Genomic DNA, 21,612 nt, shown 5'->3' with positions numbered 1-21,612 from the left:
TATCCTAAAGTGTGTCCTGGGCTGTTATTATTATTTAGCATGCTACTCACAACGCTGCCAACTGGGAACTGCAAAAGACCAGGAAAATACGATAATAACAATAACCAAAAATGGGTAAAGAATGACAAAACAGCGACGTTTAAGTATGGGGCCGGCCGCATTGGTTGCCGCAGCGTTTATTGGTCCAGGAACTGTGGTAACGGCTTCATTAGCTGGCGCCAACTATGGTTACGCGCTGATGTGGGCACTCGTTTTCTCCGTGCTGGCGACGATGATTTTGCAGGAAATGTCGGCGCGCCTCGGCGTTGTGACCCAACAAGGGTTGGGCGAGAATATTCGTGCAGCGATTCAACAGCCAGGGTTACGGAAAGTCGTCGTGTTACTTATTTTCGCCGCCGTAATTATTGGGAATAGCGTTTATCAGGGCGGTAATATTAGTGGGGCCCGGATGGGGCTCGCCGACTTAGTGCCGTTCGATGGCCAATATATACCCGTTATTCTTGGCGCCTTAGCTGGCTTTATTTTATGGCAGGGCAGTTATAAGTTGGTCGAAAAGGTATTAATCGCTCTGGTGCTATTGATGAGCGTTGCATTTCTCGCAACATTTATTTTAACCCAGCCGGATTGGTTTGCATTAGTGGCGGGCTTGCTGATTCCATCAGTGCCAACCGGAAGCATTTTGATGGTTGTGGCGCTTATTGGGACTACCGTGGTGCCTTATAATTTATTTCTCCATGCTTCTAGCTGTGCAGAAAAATGGCGCTCTGCGGATCAGCTCAATGAAGCGCGGCAGGATATTTATATCTCGATTCCGCTCGGTGGTCTTATTTCGTTGGCGATTGTTGCTACAGCGGCGTCAGCATTTTTTGGCAAAGCGTTAACAATCGAGGGTGCTGCCGATTTAGGCCAAGCACTGCAACCGTTATTTGGCGATGCGGCGACAACCTTTATGGCGCTCGGCTTATTCGCTGCTGGTCTTTCGTCATCATTGACTGCACCGTTGGCCTCAGCATACGCCTTAAGTGGAGTGCTAGGTTATGCCAATAATCTCAAGGATAAAAAGTTTCGTGCGATTTGGGGCTCCATTTTGACCATTGGTATTTTGGTTGCGTCATTAGGATTAAAGCCCATTGAAGTGATATTGTTTGCGCAAGTTGCCAACGGCCTACTGTTGCCTTTTGTTGCGATATTTTTGGTCTGGGTCTGTAATCAACCGCGGCTAGGATTACATCGTAATTCACGAGCGCAAAATATCTTAGGCATAATCGTTTGCTTTATTGCGACAGGGTTAGGAATGCGAAGTATTGCAGCGGCATTTGGTTGGCTATAGTTCTACTTGCCAAAGAGAAGCTCTAATTCTAAACCAACCATCCATCTCGGTTTGCGTTGTTCCTCAACGGTTTCACGAGGCCAATGCAAACCAACCCAGCCTTCTAAGAATAACCACTCGCGTTTGAATCGACTCCGATGCAGTGCGCGTATGCCGTAGTCTTGCATCGGTACCGCAAGCTCGGTTTCGCCGTACCACCATACTTCACCGGCAATGGCTCGCTCAAAGTGATACATATAATAAATTTTCTGCGAGGCATGCCAGCGCACGCCTTCTGTACGCTCTGCAAAGGTTCCTTTAACCCAACTTTTAGAAAACCAGTTATCTGAAAGCGCAGCATCAAACGCAAATGTTTGTGCCACACCAAAGCCATCGCTGTCGCGCCAAAATCCAACACTTTGTGTGAAAAATTCTACATTTTCGCCGATGATCGACTCATATTTATATCGCACTCGAAAGTAGGGGTCGAGTGCTAAACCGCCGCGAATACCAGCGCCAAATGATAAATTGTGGTTGTTACTAACTTGCGGGTCAAATCCTAAGCCCAGCATCCATTCCTCATCAGATTGATCGCGTCGAATGACAGAGGGGCGGGATTGTTGCGTATCATTAATAAAATCGTCGAAGTCGCCACGACCGATTATGGCAGAGAATTTTCTTTCAGCTTGCGGGAAAACGACGGTTGCACGGAAGCTTGAATCCAGCTTAAATCCGCCATATTCATCCCATTCAGGAGTGACGCGGAGACTACCTGAAGCTGTATCATAGGCATCAGGATCTATCTCATCGGCAAAAAAAGAGTCGAGCCACGCCGCAGTGGCATTCACTGAGCTTGTTAAACCCTCCCGAAACGAATCGATCATTGGTTTATCTTCGTCGGTGGGCTTTTCCGTCTCTTTTGATTGACCCTGAACGGTTGGTGATACCAACAGCAATATCAGGCTCATAATCACCCAGCGCATTCGACCTCCTTGCGTCGCTATGTATTGAACATACAAGGAAATAGGTCGAATCGCCAGTGACTTTGACTAAATGCTTACACGCTTGTAACGACGATATTCTGGACGCCAAAAGTTTGCTTCAATACGATCACGTAAGGTTTCATCACTCACCTCAAGCGCAAGGCCTTGTTGCTGAGCAACTTTACCAACGTTAAATGCAATCTTTTTACTCAGCTCTGCAATCTCGGGGATACCTGGCAATAGATTATCGCCGGTACCGCGCACACGCGGCGATTCATCAGCCAAGGTATTGCTCGCTGCCATCAGCATTTCATCGGAGATAATACGCGCTTTTACCGCAATCACACCCAAGCCAATGCCCGGGAAAATATAACTGTTATTGCATTGGGCAACTGGATAATCAGTCCCTTTGTATTTAATCGCGTCGAATGGACTACCTGTTGCGATGATGGCTTCACCCTCTGTCCATTCAATGACGTGCGCCGGGTGCGCTTCAATTTGCCGCGACGGATTTGAGAGTGGGAAAATAATTGGTTTTTCGGTGTATTGGTGCATCGTCCGAATCACTTGCTCAGTGAAGAGGCCTGGCTGACCAGAGACGCCAATCAAAATACCCGGGTTAGCGCAATGCATTACATCTAACAGTGACGCATAGTCGCCACTGTGTTGCCAATCATTTAGGTTTTCTAATGGTTGTGCTAAAGCTTGCTGAAAATCACGCAGATCACTCATGCCCTCCGTAAGTAAGCCTAACCGGTCAACCATGTAGATATTGCGACGTGCTTGCGTATCGGTAAGGCCTTCGGCCACCATTTGTTGAATAATTTGCTCAGCAATACCGCAACCAGCAGAACCAGCGCCCACAAACGCAACCTTTTGATCTTTCAACTGCACGCCTTTGCTCCGGCAAGCGGCCAAAAGTGTGCCAACGGTAACCGCCGCGGTGCCTTGAATATCATCATTAAAGCAACAGTACTCATCACGATATTTACGCAGTAAAGGCATCGCATTTGGTTGCGCAAAGTCTTCAAACTGAATCATCGCTTCTGGCCAGCGCCGTTTAGCTGCCTTCATAAAGCGATCCACAAAGGCGTTATATTCGCGCTGATCAATACGTTTATGGCGCGCGCCCATATACATTGGGTCGTTTAACAACTTTTCGTTATTGGTGCCAACATCTAAACACACTGGCAATGTGTAAGCTGGGCTAATACCACCGCAAGCGGTGTAAAGGCTTAACTTACCGATTGGAATACCCATGCCGCCAATACCTTGGTCACCCAGACCGAGAATCCGCTCGCCATCGGTGACAACAATCACTTTCACTTTACGCTTCGTCGCATTGCGCAAAATATCTTCCATTTGATCGCGGTCTTCGTAGGAAATAAATAATCCACGTGAACTGCGATAAATATCAGAGAATTGTTCGCACGCATCCCCTACAGTTGGGGTATAGATAATTGGCATCATTTCTTCGAGATGCTGCTGTACTAAGCGGTAAAACAAGGTTTCGTTATTGTCTTGAATAGCGCGCAGATAAATATGTTTATTGATAGCCGTATCAAAGCTTGAATACTGCATGTAACAGCGTTTTACTTGTTCTTCGATGGTTTCATACCGTGGCGGTAATAAACCGGTCAGATTAAATGCTGCTCGCTCTTCTCGAGTGAACGCGCTACCTTTATTGAGTAGCGGCGTTTCAAGCAAATTAGGGCCTGCATAAGGAATATACAGCGGATTCTTCATGAATCATTCTCCTCGCGCGACATGATGACATGGGTGAATCAGTAATTATTGCAGAAAAACTGGAGGAAGACATGGAAAATCCGGCGTTTGAAGTAAAACTTGCGTTGATTGATCACTACAAGTTTGAAGTTGACTTCGGCGAATTTGGACAGCTGATCACCGATGAGCATGAGCCTGTTGGTCACGGTGAAGGGCCTGGCCCGAGCCAGTTATTGGCGGCCGCTGTCGCCAATTGTTTGGCGGCAAGTTTGATGTTTGCCATTCGCAAGTATAAGGGTGACCCAGGTAAAGTTACCGCCAAAGTACAAGGCGACATGGAGCGCGTAGACGGACGCCTGCGCATCAGTTCGATGCAAGTTGAGTTAAATCTCGGCCAAGCGGCGGATCAAATCGATAAACTTGACCGAGTGCTCGAGCAGTTCGAAAACTTCTGTGTGGTCACACAAAGCGTTCGTAACGGCATTCATGTTGACGTAACAGTGCTAGACGACGACGGGCAGGTGTTGAAATCACCCGAATAATTGTTGCCCAGAATTCATTAAAATCCAGCTAGTTAGAATGTACTTATCATTCGAAACCGGGACAGTTCCGCGGTGTGTATGGGTGAAATAACCTGGTGCGATGACCATCCGCCCACGCCGCGGTTTTATGCTGCGCTGCTGATAATAAAAATCAGTGGTGCCACCTTCCTCAACGTCGTTTAAATAAAACATAAACAACAAACTCCGGTGTAATGCTTCAACACTGTTTTTTTCAGGGAACACTTCGCAATGCCAATAATTGTAGTTGCCTTGGTTCTTCAAGTATTTCTGCGCTTGAATCGGCCCTAATCGATAGAGTAATTGCATATAAGCCTGCTCATTACCGGCAACAACCTCGTTAAAGTTCTCATGGGTTAGGTTAACGGCTTCGCCAGTTCGTGGATGCTTCACTTTTAAAGCAACCGGTGCAATCAGCGCAAAATGATACTTTTTGAAATAATCCAAAGCGTAGCGTGTGGTAATATCACAGATAGTCCGCAAGTCGTCGGCATACTCTTGGTGTTGATTGAGGTAAAGGTCCTCACTGCGCTTTTTTTCTGTATCAATGCCGCCACCGGTGCGCCCTTGTTGTTTGTGCGGACTTTGCTCAAAACGCTGAATAAAACGCTCACAAAATTCGGCTGGTAAAGCGTCGTCATAAACTTCAATAAAATCTGTTGTCACGATTATCCCCAATAATTGAAATCTTTGCCGAAACAAACGGCGGAGCTTAATTCGTTGTCGTCAGCTTGCTGATCTTCTAAGTTGAGCGCCTCTAAAATCGCATGCTTTAGAATGGGCAGGTGCGACCGTTCAAAGTTTTTGACTGCGCTTAAAAGCGTGAGTTTTGATTGCCGTGCGTAGCGCAACAGTGGCGTTAAATGGTCTGGGTGTGCACTGAGCTCCTCAAAATAGCGTTCGGCAAACGTTTTATAATCAATTTCTTCTGCGTGATACGCCTTGCGCAAATCATTTGAAGGACAAGCCTCTTTGCACCAATCGCGGTGCTTTAGTGATTCTTTCTTAACGCCGCGTGGCCATAGTCGGTCAACCAGTACTCGGGCACCATCGGTGTCGTCAATTGCGTCATAAACACGCTTAAAGTGTATGGTGTAAGTAGCTGTCATGCCTCACCTGTATAAATGCTGTTCATAATCTGTATTGGCTTAAATTTGGGCTTTTTTCTTTTTTTAGCCGTTGTAACAGACTAGTGTTAATTGAGATTTTCAAATTCAAACCATAGGAACTGCGTATGAGCTATATTCACGATACCATTGAACAATTGCAACAGACCAGCCCAGCTCAATCTGAGTTTTACCAAGCCGTAGAAGACGTACTTGAGAGTTTAGAGCCGATTCTAGAGCAACATCCAAAGTATCGTGAGCAAGCGATTATTGCGCGTTTAGTAGAGCCGGAACGGCAAATCATGTTCCGCGTACCCTGGCTGGATGATAACGGCCAAGTGCAAGTGAACAAGGGGTACCGCATCGAGTTTAATTCCGCACTTGGGCCCTACAAAGGGGGCTTACGCTTTCACCCGAGTGTCAATGGTTCAATCATCAAATTTTTAGGGTTTGAGCAGATTTTCAAAAATGCGTTAACTGGCTTACCAATTGGCGGCGGTAAAGGTGGCGCCAATTTTGATCCGAAAGGGAAATCTGATGCCGAAATTATGCGCTTTTGCCAATCCTTTATGTCGGAGTTATTTCGTCATATCGGGCCTACCACAGATGTTCCCGCCGGAGACATTGGTGTGGGCACCCGTGAGTTAGGCTATTTATTCGGCCAATATAAGCGTCTTGCCAATGCTTTTGACGGTGTGCTTACCGGCAAAGGCCTCGGTTGGGGTGGTTCTTTTGTTCGTAAAGAGGCCACCGGTTTCGGTTGTGTTTATTTTGCTAATTACATGATGGCTGACCGAGAAGAAGAGCTCGATGGCAAACGTTGCGCGGTTTCCGGATCGGGTAATGTCGCTATTTATACCATGGAGAAGCTTTATGAGCTCGGCGCCAAACCTGTGACGTGCAGTGATTCATCAGGCACGATTTATCACGAGGCGGGAATCGATCTCGACTTAGTCAAACGTTTAAAAGAGCAGCAACATGAACGCCTCGAGAAATATCTAGAGACACACTCAGAGGCAAGCTACACACCGCGCGAAGATTATCCCCAAAATGGCCATCAAGTTTGGCGTTATCAAGTTGATTTAGCATTTCCTTGCGCGACCCAAAATGAAGTGACGCGAGAAGATATCGAATGCTTGTTGGAGCACGGCTGTTTAGGCATTGCGGAGGGCGCCAATATGCCACTTACTGAGGCGGCCTTTGACGCAGTGCAACAGAGTTCGATTGCTTATGGACCAGGCAAGGCCGCTAATGCCGGAGGCGTCGCGACCAGTCAACTGGAAATGGCGCAGAACGCTAGTATGCAACGCTGGACCTTTGAACAAGTGGATGAGCGCTTAAAGCAGGTGATGAAGAATATCTATACGGATATTTCTCAAACGGCTGATAAGTATGGAAAACCACGTAATCTAGTACTCGGCGCAAACATTACAGGTTTCAAGCGGGTCGCTGACGCAATGCTCGAACAAGGACTTGTATAATCAGTTAGTTAACTGAATCTTTACAAAAAATAATTGTTTAGATGAAACTAAAATGTACAAAATTGCGACTAAACTAGTAACTAATAGCTTTTCGCTATTTGCCGATTGGAGGCATATTTATGCAAATTCGCCAGTTTAAACACGGTCTCAGTGCCGTCGCAATGTTATGCGCAATGGGTACCACAAGCATTGCTTTGGTGCCGGCAGTGGCGCAAGCGGAAACGACTCAGCAACAAGTTGTCTATTATTCAACAGCTGAACTGGATCGCTTGCTTGCACCGATTGCACTTTATCCAGACAGTCTTTTGTCACATGTTCTGATTGCTGCGACCTATCCATTAGAAGTGGTAGAGGCAGAGCGTTGGGTGCGTCGCCATGAACATTTGTCGCCGCAACAAGCACTGGAACGTGCTGCCGCTGAAACCTGGGATGCTAGTGTGAAAGCTTTGGTTGGCACGCCTGATGTATTAAAGCAAATGAGCGACGATTTACAGTGGACTCAAGCCATTGGTGAAGCATTTTTAGCTCAGCAAGACGAAGTGTTAGAGCGCGTACAAGTGCTTCGTGATGACGCTTATGTTGCTGGTAATTTGCGTTCTAACAAGCACGTGAATGTCGAACGCGAAGACCGTACCATTGTGATCGAGAATGTGCGTCGTGAGGTCGTGTATGTGCCTTATTATGATCCGCGTGTGGTTTATGGTTCATGGCGTTGGCATGACTACCAGCCGGTATTTTGGACGCGCCCGTCATTAACAGTGAGTATCGGCTCCGGTATTTATTGGGGCATTAGTTACAGTATCCCCAGCCACTTCTATTTTAGCCACTTCTATTGGCCACAACGTTATGTCGTGATTAACCATCACTATTATCGTGAGCCGCCGAAAAAGCGTCGTGATTACTACATGACCGGTAAAGATAGTAAACGTTGGTACCATAACCCACGCCATCGCCGTGGTGTGGATTACCGTCACCGCGATTTGCAGCCGGAGCGGCCGAAATATTACATGGTCAACGGTGGTGCAAATGGTCGAGGTGAAATTGTGCGACCAGCGGTTTCTCAGCGAGCAGTGAATAATGAGCGCGTGATGACGGCTAATCGCGCGCAATCGCCGCAACCGACAGTTACGACGCGAAATGTTGCAGTTCAGCGTAACAAACGCCCAGAACAAGATCGGATTGTGCGCACGTTACGTGACAACAAGCCGGCGCGTGCGGTAGTGCGGACGCCGAGTAGAGAAACAGCGCGGAAAGAAGTTATCCAGCGCCGCGATGTTACAGTGACACCACGCAACAAAGCGCCACAATGGGGTGATGCGGTGGTGCGTGAGCGAAATGTTCGAGTTCAGCCAAAGGTAAATAATCGTGATGTACGTCAGCCTTACATGAACGCACCGAAGCAGCCGCAAGTCAGTCAGCGTAGCGTAAGAGTATCACCACAGGCGGCGCCTAAACCGCAACCAAGTTATCAAACGCCGCGGCCAACAGTGAAGCCTGCGCCGTCCTATCAGGCGCCAGCCAAAGCAACGCCGCGCGGGCAGATAAATCGCCCAACGACTGCAAACCCTCGTGCAAAACAAAATCGCATGCAAGATTTTTAAGATATCACAGCGCTTAAATACCGAAGTCATCGTAACGAATTCGAGACTTCGGTATTTTTTTATCTGCTAGTAACTGTAATGTTGCCGCCAGCATCGCTGGTGGGCCGCAAACATAAAAATCGTAATCGCCGGGATTTTGATTTAACCAATGAGCCACCTCTTCATGCACAAATTTATCGACGACTGGGTGGTAGTCGAGCGTTGGCATCAATTTAAATTCATCGGCAAAAATAAGCTCTGCTTCGCTACGGGCGCCATGGAATAGGTGACGTTGTCGCTGACTCTCACTTTCAACTAGCGCATGGATAGGGGCGATACCGACACCTCCGGCAATGTAAACCTGTTCGCGATTCGTGTCGGTGGCGACAAAGTTACCGAATGGTCCAGCAGCATCAACCGTGTCACCCACCTGAAGACCAAGCAAGTAAGATGAGCCGATACCGGCAGGGGTAACGTTTGCAACAGCAGGAACATGCCGAATAAGAAAGTGCAGTAATGGTGTATCAGTTGGCGCTGTTGTCAGTGATTTGGTTGCAAAAGAGTAATGTCGTAACAGTACGTTATTACCGTCAGGAATCTTAAATTGCATGAACTGCCCAGCACTGTATTCACAGCTGGGTTCGCTTTTAAACGTTAGTTTGGTTATTGCTTCTGACAACTTAGTTTTAGCAACTAATGCGAGCTTGAAATGGGTGACATGTTCATCAAGTAAGATGATTGTTTGACCGTGATCGCGATGTTGACAAGCGAGGCGAATACCCGAATTAATTTCAATGGTAGTCAGTAATAATTGCTCTGCTTGCGTTGCCACCGTCGGCTCAGTCAGTTTCACTTTACACAAGCCACAAGTACCACCACCGCCACAGCCGCTTGCGATCGGCTTATGTTGTCGCTGCAAAGACTCTAATATGGTTGGTTGACGACGTGGATTGAAATCGCCACGACGTAGATTTTGCACTAATAACAACACACCCGACAAGGTAAACCAGAGAGCCAACAATGCCGCCGTATATATCAGTAAGTGATTAAAACTCCGTGCACCGGAGTAATCCATAAAGTGCAGCTTAAATGCCCAATCAGCAAGCAGCCACGGCGTATTGCGATGATCCAGCACTTGGCCATTGGCGGCATCAACGTAAATACGTGTATTGAGTTCATCAGCAAACAAGATTTTGTAACCTTGACCTTGCCAGCCAACGAGCTCTTTAGTTTTGGTTAACGGTGAGGTCGAGAGAATGTTACCAGGACCACTGTAGGTAGCGAGTGCCAATTGTTGTGCTTGCTTAGCATTTGTGTGCCATAACTGTCCAGTATGACCGTGTAAGTACACATCTTCATCGGCGAGTTCGACAACGTATTGCGGCGTGTCGCCAATGCGATATAACTGAATTGAAAGAGCCTCAGGATAACGCCGCCAGATCTCTTCAATACCGATGTTGGGCATTGCTTGACGAAGCACCAATCCAGTCGGATTCTGTTTATATTGATGACCGGACATCGCATGATGGCCTTGCAGAGAGAAATATAAGCCACTCACAAGCCACAATACCACCTGAAGTAGCAAAATCAGACCGAGCCAACGATGTAACCATTGTGCGAAGCGCATCATGAATGCGCTCCTTGACCACGACTGCGACCGATGGTGAAGATTAACAACATAATACCCGTGATACTAAGTAAACCGGTGCCGAGAATGAAGCTTCGTAGAAGCCAGTTGGTAATATCTTCTCGCGTTTCATAATCCATAATGTGCAACATCCAGAAGAAGTCGAAGCCACGCCAGAAACTATGTCGCTTAGTAACTAATTCGCCGGTGGTTGGTGAAATATAAAAGCTGGAATTACCGAAATCATCGAAGTTGACCTGCCAAATCGGTAATAAACTTGGGCTAATCTCTGCTGGTGCTCGGTGCTCGAGTAATGTAGCTCTGGTTATGGGTGCGGAGTCGCTTGGTGCATAGAGTCGCTTAGCGATGGCTACAATATCGGCCTCGGTAAATACCACCGGTTGCAGAGATTGAGCGTCAACTAAAAAGGTCTCTCGGTGAGCGAAAACTTCATAGGTAGCAATCCATTTGCCGCCAACAAGAGTGGGCTGCAACGTGACTTCACGAGCGCGTGGAAATGCCCGAATAACATGTTCAACTGGACGTATCTGAGCGCTATTTGGTAATGACGGATGGTTTGTTTTAACTAAGTGATCACCGTGAATAAAACTGAGTTCGAAAAACACCATATACGCGCCGCTGATACTCCAAATAACTAATTGCACCCCGAATACCAGGGATAGCCAGCGGTGCCAAGTACGCCAACGACTTGAACTTTGTTGCACGGGTTTGCTCGAGGTAGACATTGGCTACTCTTTATTGAATGGGTGAAACGACAATCGATACAGTTTATGGTATTTAACCATGAAGATAAAACTTTGATATCCGATCAAAAAACCGCAGAGTAAACGATGAAATTTGATTACTTTTACCAACGTGCTTGTGAGCGTCATGGTGGCGAACCAGCTGTGCATGAGCGCATGCCACGCATAGCAACAGCAGCTGAATTACAGAAGATCACTGATAACCAAGTACTGGGTGAAATGACGCGCTGCGTGTTTCGAGCTGGATTTGCTTGGCGAGTAATAGAAAATAAATGGGCTGGGTTCGAAGCGGCTTTTGCCGGATTTTTGCCGCTGTATTGGCAACAAGTACCGCCCGAACGTCTTGATGAATTGGCGCGTGATGAACGAATTGTGCGAAATTTGCAAAAAATTGCGACGGTGCCAATAAATGCACGGATGATTGTTGAAGTGGCCGAAGGATACGGTAGCTTTGGCAAGTTTTTAGCGCAATGGCCATCAGCTGAGCAAGCTGAGTTACTACGATATTTTAAAAAGCACGGAGCGCGCCCCGGCGGAACGGCAGCGCAACATGTTTTGCGCCGATTAGGTTGGGACGGTTATCTCCTAACGCCTGATAATTTAACCGCATTACGCAATCACAACTTACTTGACGCTTCGCCGTATAGTCGACGCGGCGCAAAGCAAATTCAGGATACGTTTAATCAGTGGCATAGCGAGACAGGGCTGCCATACAGCCATCTGTCTCGCATTTTATCGATGACGCTTGATGTGAAGGGTTAACGCAGGGTAACGAACTCTTCGGCACTAGTTGGGTGCAGTGCGACCGTGGCATCAAAATCGGCTTTCGTCGCGCCCATTCTCATTGCTACGGCAAAACCTTGCAGAATTTCATCCATCCCTTCGCCAATGCCGTGCAGACCGATAACACGCTCTTCAGGGCCAACACATACCAGCTTAAAGGTGCTTAGCGCACGGTGCGGTGTTACGGCGTTATACATAGCAGCAAATTGTGAACGATATACTTTCACGTTATCACCGTGCACTTCACGCGCTTCGGTTTCAGTTAAGCCAACGGTACCAATGGTTGGATGGCTGAACACGATAGTTGGAATCTGACTGTAATCCATATGCGCGTCCGGCATGTCTTTATTGAATAGACGTTCAGCTAATAAACGCCCAGCTTTAATGGCGACGGGTGTTAATTGGGCTTCACCGGTGATATCACCGACGGCATAAATGCCTTTGACATTGGTGTTTTGGTATTTATCAGTTCGAATAAATCCGTGCGCATCAGCGGTCACGCCAGCAGCTTCTAGGTTAATTTTGTCGGTCGCTGGTTCACGGCCGATAGCCCAAATTAAGCAATCAACACCGCCGATTGATTCACCGTTATCGCAATGGATTGTGAGCAAGCCGTCGTCGCCTTTTTCAACGCGCTCAACCACACAACCAGTATGTAATTCTGGGCCATCTTGCTTAAGACGTTCCAATAAAGCATCGGTGATGTCGTGATCAAAGTAACGTAGCGGACGATCGCCACGAACTAACAAGTGAGCGTCTGAACCCAGTGCATGTAAGACACCAGCAATTTCGACGGCGATATAGCCAGCACCAATCACAACGGCTTTATTAGGACGTTCCGTTAGCGCAAAAAAGCCATCCGAATCGATACCATATTCCGCACCCGGTACATCTGGAATCATAGCGCGTCCACCAACAGCGATGGTGATATGATCAGCGGTAATCCGCTCACCATTAACTTCAACCGTGCGCGAATCGACGAAACGGGCAAAACCTTCAATATAGTCAACGCCATTATTCTCAAAGCCACGTTTGTAACCGCCATGAATGCGTTCAATGTAAGCTTCGCGGTTTTTGACTAGGGTGCTCCAGTCAAAACCTTTTTGCTCAAGGTCAAACCCGTATGCTGAACTGTATTTAATGGCTTCGGCAATGTGTGCGCCGTACCACATTACCTTTTTTGGAACGCACCCGACGTTAACACAGGTTCCACCAACGGCTTTGGCTTCAATAACGGCCGCTTTAGCTCCGCGAATTGCTGCTCGGTTAGCTGATGCAATGCCGCCGCTACCGGCGCCAATGGCTAGATAATCGTAATGTCGGGTCATGTGCTCAACTCCTGTGACATGCTAGAGTAATAGTTCATAATAAGAATTCGACTATGATCGCCGAAAATGCCAGCAGGTGCAATGCAACAGCCGGCTGAGGACACGAATAAAGCAACGAAAAAACCGATGAGCCTTATCTACCAAATCAATCGCAGTAAAAAACGACGTAACTTGGCGCTAAAAGTTGCCCGCGGCAATTTAGAAGTTCAAGCACCTTGGCATATGTCGGAGGCCGTCATTGCTCAATTCGTTGAGCAAAAACAAGACTGGATTAATAAGCACCTAAATCGGCAACGTCAGCAGCTCGATAACTTAATGCCGAGAAAATGGCGCTCCGGCGAGCGATTACGTTGGCTTGGACAGCCATTAAAATTAAAGGTATCGGTGGCAACGCGAAAAACCATCGAGCGTTACGGTAACGAATTATTTGTAACCACTACCGCGCGCAGTAATAGCGAGCGCGAGCCCAAACAGACGATTGTTAATTGGTATAAAGAACAAGCTATGCAATGGCTCGATCAGTTTTTTTCGGCCTGGTCCACAGCGCATCAACTTAATCCGACCAGTTGGTCGATTGGTGACTTCACCAGTAAGTGGGGGCATTGTACGCGTAAGCGTGAATTACGTTTTAGCTGGAAATTGTGGCTGGCGCCGGAGTGGGTGGTACTTAACGTTGTGATTCATGAACTCTGTCACTTACAAGAATTCAATCACAGCAAAGCGTTCTGGCAGTTAGTTGCACAACACTCACCTGACTATGAAGCAGCTGAACAGTGGTTGCGTCAGCACGGCGTAACCGTGCTGAACAACCAATATCTTGATTTTACCGACGACTAAGGCGTACTGACTGGAAGGTTTTGTTTCAAAAACTCAACCATCATGGTACGCAAATGCTGCGTGGTGCCTTTGCCTTCGCTAATGCCATGCGTACGGTTCGGATAGGCAAAATAATCGAACTGCTTGCCATGCTTAATCAACTCATTGACTAAGCGCTCAGAACCCTGAAAATGCACGTTATCATCACCGGTGCCATGCACTAACAACAAGTCCCCTTGTAAGTTTTCGGCATGAGTGATGGCTGACGTTTCACGGTAACGCTCTGCAGCTTCAGGCAGTAAACCAGAGTAACGCTCTTGGTAAATGGTGTCGTAAAGTGTGAGATCAGGAACTGGCGCTAACGCCATGCCGACATGGTAAGCTTCTGGATAGCGAAATAGTGCATTCAGCGTTTGTGAACCACCGCCACTGTGCCCCCAGATGCCGACGCGATCACCGTCAATGAAATCCCAGCGCTTTAACATCGCCTGCAAGGCGTCATGCTGATCACGAACGGTGATATCACCCAGATTTTTGTAAATTGAGCGACGCCATTCAAAACCGCGTGGTGAACGCGTACCGCGGTTATCAACTGATGCAACGATGTAGCCTTGTTGCGTTAAGTAGGTATGGAATAAAAAGCGCTCACCGCCCCAGCTGTTTGAAACCGTTTGCCCCCATGGTTCGCCGTAAACGTAAAACAAAATCGGATATTTTTTGCTTGGATCAAAATCGGTTGGTTTCATTAAAAAACCATCAAGCTTTAGACCATCTTGCGCTTCGACTTGAAAGAATTCAAAAGCGCCACGTTTGAGTTTATCAAAGGCGTCCTGCGCGTTTTCGTTATCTTTAATGACGCGAATACGACGATGTTCCGGCAGCGAAATCATGTCGACAACAGGCATGTTATTCACGTCAGAAAAGGTATGCACGGCATACTTGGCATCAGCCGAAAGTTGATAACTATGTGTGCCTGGCTGGTCTGGTGTCAAGCGTTCAAGTTTGCCGCTACCATCAAGGCTGGCACGGAATAAATAACGCTCTAACGGCGTTTCTGGAGAGGCAATAAAGTATACCCAGCCATCATTTTCGTTAATTTGCAAAACCTCGATGACATCCCAATTGCCGCGAGTAATTGTGCTGAGGCGTCCAGTATCGCGCTGTACTACGTAAATATGGCGAAATCCGCTGCGCTCACTCAACCAAGTAAATGATTTACCGTTGTCGATAAATTGCAAATCATCAACGTATTCTGCCCAACTCTCTGTGACTTCTTGCAATAATTCGCGGACTGCACCAGATTTTGCATCAGCTAAATAAGCAGTATTCACTGCTTGCGAGCGGGTCAGTTGCTGAATTAATAGCTGCGAGCTATTGCCAGCCCACTGCATGCGCACCAAATAGTTTTGACGTGGGTCGCCTGGTATTTTCATCCATTTTGTGTCGCCGCCGCTCGCCGGCATGACGCCAATTCGCATGGCGGCATTGGTTTCACCGACCTTCGGGTACGGAAATTGCTTCAGCGTTGGGTATAGCGCATCGGTGTTATTGATCATCGTAAACAGTGGAGTGCCTTCGGTATCCAATTGCCAATAGGCAATTGAGCGGCCATCAGGGCTCCAACGGAAACCATCGCGTAAGAAAAACTCTTCTTCGTTAACCCAATCGAAAGTACCGTTGACGATAGTGTCGTTACCGTCATCTGTCAGCTGCGTGATTTTCTGCGTACTTAGGTCTTCTACATAAATATTGTTTTTCATCACGTAAGCAACACGAGTTGCTTGCGGGTCAAACTTTGCAAATTGCAGTGTCGACGGCTCGGCATTGCCACCGAGTTGCTGTAAACGCTTGGTCGACAGATTATAAACCCAGTAATCACCTAAGGTATGGGTACGCCAAGAGCGCTTCGTGTTGGTAAAAATAAGTAATTTTTTACCATCTTCGGACCAACTGTAGTCGGCAACTTCAAGTGGTTCTTCAGTTGCACTTGGGCGCAGGTTTTCAGCTTCGACAAGTACGGTACGTTGCTGAGTTTCAGGATGGTATCTAACGAGGTCGTGGCCACCGTTTTCGGTGCTCTCTAGAACGGTATAACCGCTACCATTTGCCAACCAACGCGTTGGGCCGACGCCCCGCGCATTAAATTTGCCTTCGCCATACAGCTCGTCAAATTGAACAGCTTCAGAACCCTGTGCCGACGCAACTGTATCGGTGTTACTGCCACCGGGTAACGAACTACAGCCGCTGATCAGCAACGCTGCAGTCACTGCAGTGAAAGTTTGGCGTAGCCAATAGGAGGTATTTTGTGTCATTGTTATTCCCTGTTGTGAAGTGCAGCCCTTGATATTAGACCGAGCACCCATATCTCATCATTAGAAACGCGATAGTAAAATATTTACGCATTATTCAAGAGGAAGTTCCATGAGTCAAAACCCTTTGCTCGGTGATTACCATTTACCACCCTTCGAAGCGATTCAACCAGAGCACATTGTGCCGGCAATCGAGCAGCGTATTCGTGATTGTAAAACGACGATTGCTGAGGTTATCGACAAAGGCGATTTCACTTGGAACGGTCTTGTTGAGCCGCTCGAGCAAGTGGACGACTTGCTGGAAAGAAGTTGGTCACCGGTTTCGCATTTAAATGCTGTGGTGAGCTCAAAGGAGCTGCGCGAAGCGCATGACCAATGTCTACCATTACTGTCTGAGTATGGCACTTTTGTTGGCCAACACGAAGGTCTTTATCTTGCTTTTAAATGGTTAAAAGAAAGCGCGGAATTCAACCAACTGACTGAAGCACAGCGCAAAGTGATTACCGACACGCTGCGCGACTTCGAATTATCTGGCATCGCGTTGCCTGAAGATAAAAAGCAACGTTATGCAGAAATTCAAACGAAGTTATCCGAGCTGTCGTCGCAATTTAGCAATCATTTACTCGACGCAACCGACAGTTGGTACTACTTGGTGACCGACGAGAGTGAATTGGCCGGCTTACCGGAAAGTGCTATTGCTGCCGCACAGGCGGCTGCCGCCGAACACGACCAGCAAGGCTGGCGGTTTGGCTTGGATTTTCCGAGTTATTTGCCGGTAATGACCTATGCGGATAATTCTGAATTCAGACGCACGATGTATGAAGCGTTCACGACCCGAGCATCCGATCAAGGGCCGCAAGCAGGCGAATTTGATAACTCGCAAATTATGTCGGAGACGCTTGCTTTACGACATGAGCTAGCCGTGTTACTCGGCTTTAAAAACTATGCCGACTTGTCACTGGCAACGAAAATGGCGGAGTCAACGTCGCAAGTTGAACAATTTCTACAAGATTTAGCGCAACGTTCTATGCCGCAAGCACGGGCTGATTATCAAGAAGTACTCGATTTTGCGCGTGATCATTACCAAGTCAATGAGCTCGAAGCGTGGGATGTTGCATATTACAGTGAGAAACTGAAACAACAGCGCTATGCCATTTCCGACGAGCAACTGCGCCCGTACTTTCCTGAAAACCAGGTTGTGAAGGGATTGTTTAGCGTTGTCCAAACCCTCTTTGGCATTCGCATTGAAGAACAAGATAATGTCGCTGCGTGGCACCCGAACGTCCGTTACTTTGTGATCACCGACAATAACGGTGATGTACGTGGTAGCTTCTTCTTAGATTTATATGCACGTTCAGGGAAGCGCGGTGGTGCGTGGATGGCCGAATGTGCGGTGCGACGGATCACGGCGAATCACACACTACAACTGCCGGTTGCTTATCTCACCTGTAACTTTAATAAACCAGTCGGTGATAAGCCGGCGCTGTTTACGCATGACGAAGTACTGACCTTGTTCCATGAATTTGGACATGGCCTGCATCACATGTTGACCAAAGTTGATGTTGCTGGAGTTTCAGGGATTAACGGTGTGGCATGGGACGCAGTAGAGCTTCCATCGCAGTTCTTAGAAAACTGGTGCTGGGAACCAGAGGCCTTAGCCATGATTTCTGGGCACTATGAAACCGGCGAACCGTTGCCTCAACAACTGCTCGACAACATGTTAGCGGCGCGCAACTTTCAGTCGGCGATGCAAATGGTCCGGCAATTAGAGTTTAGTTTGTTTGATTTACGCATTCATCGCGATTACGACCCAGCACAGGGTGATACCATTCAAGCCATCTTAGATTCAGTTCGTGATGAAGTTGCAGTGCGCAAGCCACCCGCTTATAACCGCTTCCAGCACAGTTTCGGGCATATTTTTGCTGGAGGCTATGCGGCTGGTTACTACAGTTACAAGTGGGCGGAAGTATTATCGGCAGACGCCTACTCACGTTTTGAAGACGAGGGTATTTTCAATCGTGAAACTGGACAAGATTTCTTGCGGGCAATTCTAGAGCGGGGTGGTTCGCGCGAAGCCATGGCGCTATTCAAAGAGTTTCGTGGCCGTGAACCTCAGGTTGATGCACTATTGCGCCACTCTGGCATCACTAGTCTGGAACAACCCAGCTAACGATCAGCACCAGCGTTAGCACAAACAAGATGACAAACACTGCACCGACCGCGACGTAAATCACTGGATTACCATGATTGAAATCGCGCTGTCGGTTGCGGTCAGATTGAACACCAAACAACGCTGCTAATACACTGATGATAATGTCTAGAAAAGAGGGCTTTTTTGCCGGCTCGGCATCTGTCTTCAGTAAAGACATAACCACTTAACCACTGATTGGATGATTGTAGTCGCGCTTGCTGGCTTCAGAGGAGCCAAACAGCAACTCGAATAAATCTAAGAAATGAAATTGTGTTGAACGGCTTTTCCCACTAAACCAGCTTCCCCAAGTCACACTTTGCTGATGTGCTTCACACACTTGTTGTGCATTAGGTTGCTCACTATTTTGCATGAGTGCTTGGCACTCTTCGAGCGTTTTGCTGTTTTGTGTATGCCACGCAGAAGCACCCACTGCGCTAGTAAGCACAATGCTTGTAGCCACTAAGACTGACATTGCTGACAGTTTCATGGGAACCTCCGGTTAATAAATGAGCTACTAAAATAGCAGGAAATAACGCAAACTGCCAAGCAAATTCCCGCATTTTTTTGACTGCTAAGCGCACTAACCTTTGGTACACTATGGCGAATTTTATACAGGTGAGGTGTTTATGCGTGACTTTCTAATTGCACCATCGATATTGTCAGCCGATTTTGCTCGACTCGGTGAAGAAGTTGAAAACGTTTTAGCGGCTGGCGCAGACGTTGTGCATTTTGATGTAATGGATAATCACTTTGTACCTAATTTGACCATCGGCCCGATGGTTTGCAAAGCGTTGCGCGATTACGGAATTACTGCACCAATTGACGTACATTTAATGGTGCAGCCGGTGGATCGTATGATTGATGACTTCGCTGCAGCTGGCGCGTCAATCATCACCTTTCATCCAGAAGCGTCAACGCACATCGACCGTTCATTGCAACAAATTAAGGCAGCGGGTTGCCAGGCTGGTTTAGTATTTAACCCAGCCACACCATTACATTATTTGGATTACGTTTTGGATAAAGTTGACGTCATCCTATTGATGTCAGTCAACCCAGGCTTCGGCGGTCAAGCATTTATTCCTGCAACGTTGGACAAGTTACGTCAAGCACGACAAATCATTGATGCAAGTGGTCGTGATATTCGTTTAGAAATCGATGGTGGCGTGAAAGTTGACAATATTGCCGAAATAGCCGCTGCTGGCGCTGATATGTTTGTGGCTGGGTCAGCGATTTTCAATCAACCCGATTATGCGCAAGTGATTGCGACTATGCGTCAACAACTTGCAACAGTAGTTTAAAAACGGAATCAACAGATTATGAGTAAACCCATTGTACTAAGCGGCTGTCAGCCATCAGGACAACTTTCAATTGGTAATTACATTGGCGCGTTGCGTCAATGGGTCAAGATGCAAGACACTCATGACTGTCGTTTTATGTTGGTTGATTTACACGCGATTACGGTTCGCCAAGAACCAGAAAAGTTGCGTGAAGCGACGTTAGATGGCTTAGCCTTGTACATGGCGTGTGGGCTGGATCCCGAGAAGAGCGTGATTTTTGTGCAGTCACATGTACCAGAACATGCGCAATTGGCTTGGGTATTAAATTGCTACACTCAAATGGGCGAATTGAATCGGATGACTCAGTTTAAAGATAAATCCGATCGCCACGCAAATAATATCAATGCTGGTTTGTTCACGTATCCAGCACTGATGGCGGCAGATATTTTGTTATACCAAGCCAATGAAGTGCCGGTGGGCAACGATCAAAAGCAGCATCTTGAGCTCGCTCGTGATGTCGCGACTCGCTTTAATAACATTTACGGTGACGTATTTACCATTCCTGACCCGTTTATTCCAGAGGTTGGTGCGCGCGTCATGAGCTTGCAAGATCCAACCAAAAAAATGTCGAAGTCGGATGATAATCCAAATAACTTTATTGGCTTGTTAGAAGACCCGAAGAAGATTACTAAAAAGCTGAAACGTGCTGTAACCGATTCAGATGAGCAAGCACGTATTTATTTTGATACCGAAGAAAAGCCAGGTGTATCGAACTTGCTGTCAATCCTGTCGGCAGCAACAGGTCGTGCCATTGCGGATTTGGTGCCAGAGTACGAAGACAAAATGTACGGTCACTTGAAAGGTGATACCGCCGACGCCGTCGTGGCTATGCTCGAACCTATTCAGCAGCGCTACAACGAATTGCGCCACGATCGTGCATATCTCGATCAAGTGATGGCGAAAGGTGCTGAGGCTGCTAGTGCACATGCCGCAGAAACCTTGCGCAAGGTGTATGACGTGATTGGGTTTGTACCTCGGCCATAACTTATGCTGCTGATGATCGATAATTATGACTCGTTCACGCACAATGTTGTGCGCTACTTTCGCGAGTTGAACGCCACCGTCAAAGTTGTGCGTAACGATCAAATTAGCCTTGCAGAAATTCAGCAGTTACCGCTCAGCGGTATTGTGATATCGCCGGGGCCTTGCACCCCCAATGAAGCTGGCATTTCGCTGGCCGTGATTGAAAAGTTTGCGGGGCAAATCCCGCTACTTGGGGTGTGTTTGGGTCACCAAGCCATCGGACAAGTATTTGGCGCGCAAGTAGTGCGCGCTAGACAAGTCATGCATGGCAAAACTTCCGAACTCCATCATCATAACCTCGGCCTATTTCAAGGCTTACCATCGCCATTTAAAGTTGCCCGCTATCATTCCTTGGTTTTAGCCAATGAGCATCTACCTGAAGAACTTTTGGTCGACGCTTGGGTGACGAACTCCGCGGGTGAGCGAGAGATTATGGCAATTCGCCATGCTGATTTGCCAGTGTGGGGGGTTCAATACCATCCAGAAGCCATAGAGACGGAACATGGCCACGCGATTTTTCAGCGATTTCTGGAATTTTGCCAGCCCACCTGAATAAAAGTTAAGCAATAGATATTCAACGAAAATAGGTGCTTCTGCATACTTATGCAACGCGTCTGCAAATCAAGCTAAGTTCCCTAAAACACCCTACTTTTTGTGTGCTGCAAGCACGACAGCGTTGCTTTTTTCTGC

20 protein-coding genes are annotated in these 21,612 nt (G+C 47.4%); 10 read left to right on the top strand and 10 right to left on the bottom strand.

Annotated elements, in window-relative coordinates:
* Positions 1-121: 121 nt before the first annotated feature.
* Positions 122-1,330 carry an Nramp family divalent metal transporter gene (locus tag CWI82_RS08940; RefSeq protein ID WP_130203273.1) on the top strand — a complete coding sequence of 403 codons (1,209 nt, stop codon included), beginning with the start codon at positions 122-124 and terminating at the stop codon, positions 1,328-1,330.
* A 2-nt stretch (positions 1,331-1,332) separates the two neighbouring features.
* Here the strand turns inward: CWI82_RS08940 and CWI82_RS08935 are convergent, their stop codons facing one another.
* Both CWI82_RS08935 and CWI82_RS08930 read right to left on the bottom strand, forming a co-directional pair.
* Positions 1,333-2,292, bottom strand: a complete 960-nt coding sequence (locus CWI82_RS08935; RefSeq protein WP_130203272.1) for a hypothetical protein — start codon at positions 2,290-2,292, stop codon at positions 1,333-1,335.
* A gap of 66 nt (positions 2,293-2,358) precedes the next feature.
* On the bottom strand, positions 2,359-4,038 hold the full coding sequence (locus CWI82_RS08930) for an NAD-dependent malic enzyme (RefSeq protein WP_130203271.1): 1,680 nt from the start codon (positions 4,036-4,038) through the stop codon (positions 2,359-2,361).
* A gap of 29 nt (positions 4,039-4,067) precedes the next feature.
* Between CWI82_RS08930 and CWI82_RS08925 the strand changes: the two genes are divergently transcribed.
* On the top strand, positions 4,068-4,559 hold the full coding sequence (locus tag CWI82_RS08925; RefSeq protein WP_199286259.1) for an OsmC family protein: 492 nt from the start codon (positions 4,068-4,070) through the stop codon (positions 4,557-4,559).
* Here CWI82_RS08925 and CWI82_RS08920 read toward each other — a convergent pair.
* Together CWI82_RS08920 and CWI82_RS08915 are read right to left on the bottom strand one after the other, a co-directional pair.
* The gene (locus CWI82_RS08920) at positions 4,548-5,243 is read right to left on the bottom strand and encodes a 2OG-Fe(II) oxygenase (protein WP_130203270.1); all 696 of its coding nucleotides are present in this window, start codon (positions 5,241-5,243) and stop codon (positions 4,548-4,550) included. The genes CWI82_RS08925 and CWI82_RS08920 overlap by 12 nt on opposite strands.
* 2 nt (positions 5,244-5,245) lie before the next feature.
* The gene (locus tag CWI82_RS08915; RefSeq protein ID WP_092857076.1) at positions 5,246-5,686 is read right to left on the bottom strand and encodes a DUF488 domain-containing protein; all 441 of its coding nucleotides are present in this window, start codon (positions 5,684-5,686) and stop codon (positions 5,246-5,248) included.
* A gap of 125 nt (positions 5,687-5,811) precedes the next feature.
* On the opposite strand from CWI82_RS08915, the gene gdhA reads away from it, so the two are divergent.
* Entirely contained in the window at positions 5,812-7,164 is a 1,353-nt protein-coding gene (gene gdhA, locus CWI82_RS08910; protein WP_130203269.1) for an NADP-specific glutamate dehydrogenase, read from the top strand.
* A 119-nt stretch (positions 7,165-7,283) separates the two neighbouring features.
* Positions 7,284-8,765: a DUF3300 domain-containing protein gene (locus CWI82_RS08905; protein ID WP_130203268.1), complete on the top strand. Its 1,482-nt coding sequence runs from the start codon at positions 7,284-7,286 to the stop codon at positions 8,763-8,765.
* Positions 8,766-8,778: 13 nt separating this feature from the next.
* Here CWI82_RS08905 and CWI82_RS08900 read toward each other — a convergent pair whose 3' ends face one another.
* Both CWI82_RS08900 and CWI82_RS08895 read right to left on the bottom strand, forming a co-directional pair.
* Positions 8,779-10,374, bottom strand: a complete 1,596-nt coding sequence (locus CWI82_RS08900) for a 2Fe-2S iron-sulfur cluster-binding protein (RefSeq protein ID WP_130203267.1) — start codon at positions 10,372-10,374, stop codon at positions 8,779-8,781.
* The gene (locus CWI82_RS08895) at positions 10,371-11,117 is read right to left on the bottom strand and encodes a PepSY domain-containing protein (protein ID WP_130203266.1); all 747 of its coding nucleotides are present in this window, start codon (positions 11,115-11,117) and stop codon (positions 10,371-10,373) included. Before CWI82_RS08895 ends, CWI82_RS08900 begins: the two co-directional genes overlap by 4 nt.
* A 105-nt stretch (positions 11,118-11,222) precedes the next feature.
* Here CWI82_RS08895 and CWI82_RS08890 point away from each other — a divergent pair, with 105 nt between their 5' ends.
* On the top strand, positions 11,223-11,897 hold the full coding sequence (locus CWI82_RS08890) for a DNA-3-methyladenine glycosylase I (RefSeq protein WP_130203265.1): 675 nt from the start codon (positions 11,223-11,225) through the stop codon (positions 11,895-11,897).
* Here CWI82_RS08890 and gorA read toward each other — a convergent pair.
* Positions 11,894-13,246, bottom strand: coding sequence for a glutathione-disulfide reductase (gorA, locus tag CWI82_RS08885; protein WP_130203264.1), 1,353 nt, complete (start codon positions 13,244-13,246; stop codon positions 11,894-11,896). The genes CWI82_RS08890 and gorA overlap by 4 nt on opposite strands.
* A 66-nt stretch (positions 13,247-13,312) precedes the next feature.
* On the opposite strand from gorA, the gene CWI82_RS08880 reads away from it, so the two are divergent.
* Positions 13,313-14,083, top strand: a complete 771-nt coding sequence (locus CWI82_RS08880) for a M48 family metallopeptidase (protein WP_130203263.1) — start codon at positions 13,313-13,315, stop codon at positions 14,081-14,083.
* Here CWI82_RS08880 and CWI82_RS08875 read toward each other — a convergent pair.
* Positions 14,080-16,374 carry a S9 family peptidase gene (locus tag CWI82_RS08875; protein WP_130203262.1) on the bottom strand — a complete coding sequence of 765 codons (2,295 nt, stop codon included), beginning with the start codon at positions 16,372-16,374 and terminating at the stop codon, positions 14,080-14,082. The two genes, CWI82_RS08880 and CWI82_RS08875, sit on opposite strands and share 4 nt — an antisense overlap.
* Positions 16,375-16,483: 109 nt before the next feature.
* Between CWI82_RS08875 and prlC the strand changes: the two genes are divergently transcribed.
* Positions 16,484-18,541: an oligopeptidase A gene (gene prlC, locus CWI82_RS08870; protein ID WP_130203261.1), complete on the top strand. Its 2,058-nt coding sequence runs from the start codon at positions 16,484-16,486 to the stop codon at positions 18,539-18,541.
* On the opposite strand, the gene CWI82_RS08865 is transcribed toward prlC, so the two are convergent.
* The gene (locus CWI82_RS08865; protein ID WP_092857056.1) at positions 18,519-18,740 is read right to left on the bottom strand and encodes a DUF2970 domain-containing protein; all 222 of its coding nucleotides are present in this window, start codon (positions 18,738-18,740) and stop codon (positions 18,519-18,521) included. The genes prlC and CWI82_RS08865 overlap by 23 nt on opposite strands.
* A 6-nt stretch (positions 18,741-18,746) precedes the next feature.
* Positions 18,747-19,049, bottom strand: coding sequence for a hypothetical protein (locus CWI82_RS08860; protein WP_092857054.1), 303 nt, complete (start codon positions 19,047-19,049; stop codon positions 18,747-18,749).
* Positions 19,050-19,188: 139 nt separating this feature from the next.
* Here CWI82_RS08860 and rpe point away from each other — a divergent pair, with 139 nt between their 5' ends.
* The 3 genes from rpe to CWI82_RS08845 are packed head-to-tail and all read left to right on the top strand — an operon-like array spanning position 19,189 to position 21,474.
* Positions 19,189-19,860, top strand: coding sequence for a ribulose-phosphate 3-epimerase (gene rpe, locus CWI82_RS08855; protein WP_092857052.1), 672 nt, complete (start codon positions 19,189-19,191; stop codon positions 19,858-19,860).
* An 18-nt stretch (positions 19,861-19,878) separates the two neighbouring features.
* Complete coding sequence (gene trpS / locus CWI82_RS08850) at positions 19,879-20,883, top strand: tryptophan--tRNA ligase (RefSeq protein ID WP_130203260.1); 1,005 nt, start codon at positions 19,879-19,881, stop codon at positions 20,881-20,883.
* Between the two features lie 3 nt (positions 20,884-20,886).
* Complete coding sequence (locus CWI82_RS08845) at positions 20,887-21,474, top strand: anthranilate synthase component II (RefSeq protein ID WP_092857048.1); 588 nt, start codon at positions 20,887-20,889, stop codon at positions 21,472-21,474.
* The last annotated feature ends 138 nt before the right edge of the window (positions 21,475-21,612 follow it).

It is taken from the genome of Pseudidiomarina tainanensis, from assembly GCF_004214835.1.
GTDB classification, from domain to species: Bacteria; Pseudomonadota; Gammaproteobacteria; order Enterobacterales; family Alteromonadaceae; genus Pseudidiomarina; species Pseudidiomarina tainanensis.
Note: the sequence above shows the minus strand (reverse complement) of the source record. Positions and strands in the feature narration are given on the sequence as shown.

Excerpts from the sequence above, each read along its gene's own strand:
- CWI82_RS08940 (WP_130203273.1), top strand. The coding sequence starts at position 122 with ATGACAAAACAGCGACGTTTAAGTATGGGGCCGGCCGCATTGGTTGCC.
- CWI82_RS08935 (WP_130203272.1), bottom strand. The coding sequence starts at position 2,292 with ATGCGCTGGGTGATTATGAGCCTGATATTGCTGTTGGTATCACCAACC.
- CWI82_RS08930 (WP_130203271.1), bottom strand. The coding sequence starts at position 4,038 with ATGAAGAATCCGCTGTATATTCCTTATGCAGGCCCTAATTTGCTTGAA.
- CWI82_RS08925 (WP_199286259.1), top strand. The coding sequence starts at position 4,068 with ATGGGTGAATCAGTAATTATTGCAGAAAAACTGGAGGAAGACATGGAA.
- CWI82_RS08915 (WP_092857076.1), bottom strand. The coding sequence starts at position 5,686 with ATGACAGCTACTTACACCATACACTTTAAGCGTGTTTATGACGCAATT.
- gdhA (WP_130203269.1), top strand. The coding sequence starts at position 5,812 with ATGAGCTATATTCACGATACCATTGAACAATTGCAACAGACCAGCCCA.
- CWI82_RS08905 (WP_130203268.1), top strand. The coding sequence starts at position 7,284 with ATGCAAATTCGCCAGTTTAAACACGGTCTCAGTGCCGTCGCAATGTTA.
- CWI82_RS08900 (WP_130203267.1), bottom strand. The coding sequence starts at position 10,374 with ATGATGCGCTTCGCACAATGGTTACATCGTTGGCTCGGTCTGATTTTG.
- CWI82_RS08895 (WP_130203266.1), bottom strand. The coding sequence starts at position 11,117 with ATGTCTACCTCGAGCAAACCCGTGCAACAAAGTTCAAGTCGTTGGCGT.
- CWI82_RS08890 (WP_130203265.1), top strand. The coding sequence starts at position 11,223 with ATGAAATTTGATTACTTTTACCAACGTGCTTGTGAGCGTCATGGTGGC.
- gorA (WP_130203264.1), bottom strand. The coding sequence starts at position 13,246 with ATGACCCGACATTACGATTATCTAGCCATTGGCGCCGGTAGCGGCGGC.
- CWI82_RS08880 (WP_130203263.1), top strand. The coding sequence starts at position 13,313 with ATGCCAGCAGGTGCAATGCAACAGCCGGCTGAGGACACGAATAAAGCA.
- CWI82_RS08875 (WP_130203262.1), bottom strand. The coding sequence starts at position 16,374 with ATGACACAAAATACCTCCTATTGGCTACGCCAAACTTTCACTGCAGTG.
- prlC (WP_130203261.1), top strand. The coding sequence starts at position 16,484 with ATGAGTCAAAACCCTTTGCTCGGTGATTACCATTTACCACCCTTCGAA.
- CWI82_RS08865 (WP_092857056.1), bottom strand. The coding sequence starts at position 18,740 with ATGTCTTTACTGAAGACAGATGCCGAGCCGGCAAAAAAGCCCTCTTTT.
- CWI82_RS08860 (WP_092857054.1), bottom strand. The coding sequence starts at position 19,049 with ATGAAACTGTCAGCAATGTCAGTCTTAGTGGCTACAAGCATTGTGCTT.
- rpe (WP_092857052.1), top strand. The coding sequence starts at position 19,189 with ATGCGTGACTTTCTAATTGCACCATCGATATTGTCAGCCGATTTTGCT.
- trpS (WP_130203260.1), top strand. The coding sequence starts at position 19,879 with ATGAGTAAACCCATTGTACTAAGCGGCTGTCAGCCATCAGGACAACTT.
- CWI82_RS08845 (WP_092857048.1), top strand. The coding sequence starts at position 20,887 with ATGCTGCTGATGATCGATAATTATGACTCGTTCACGCACAATGTTGTG.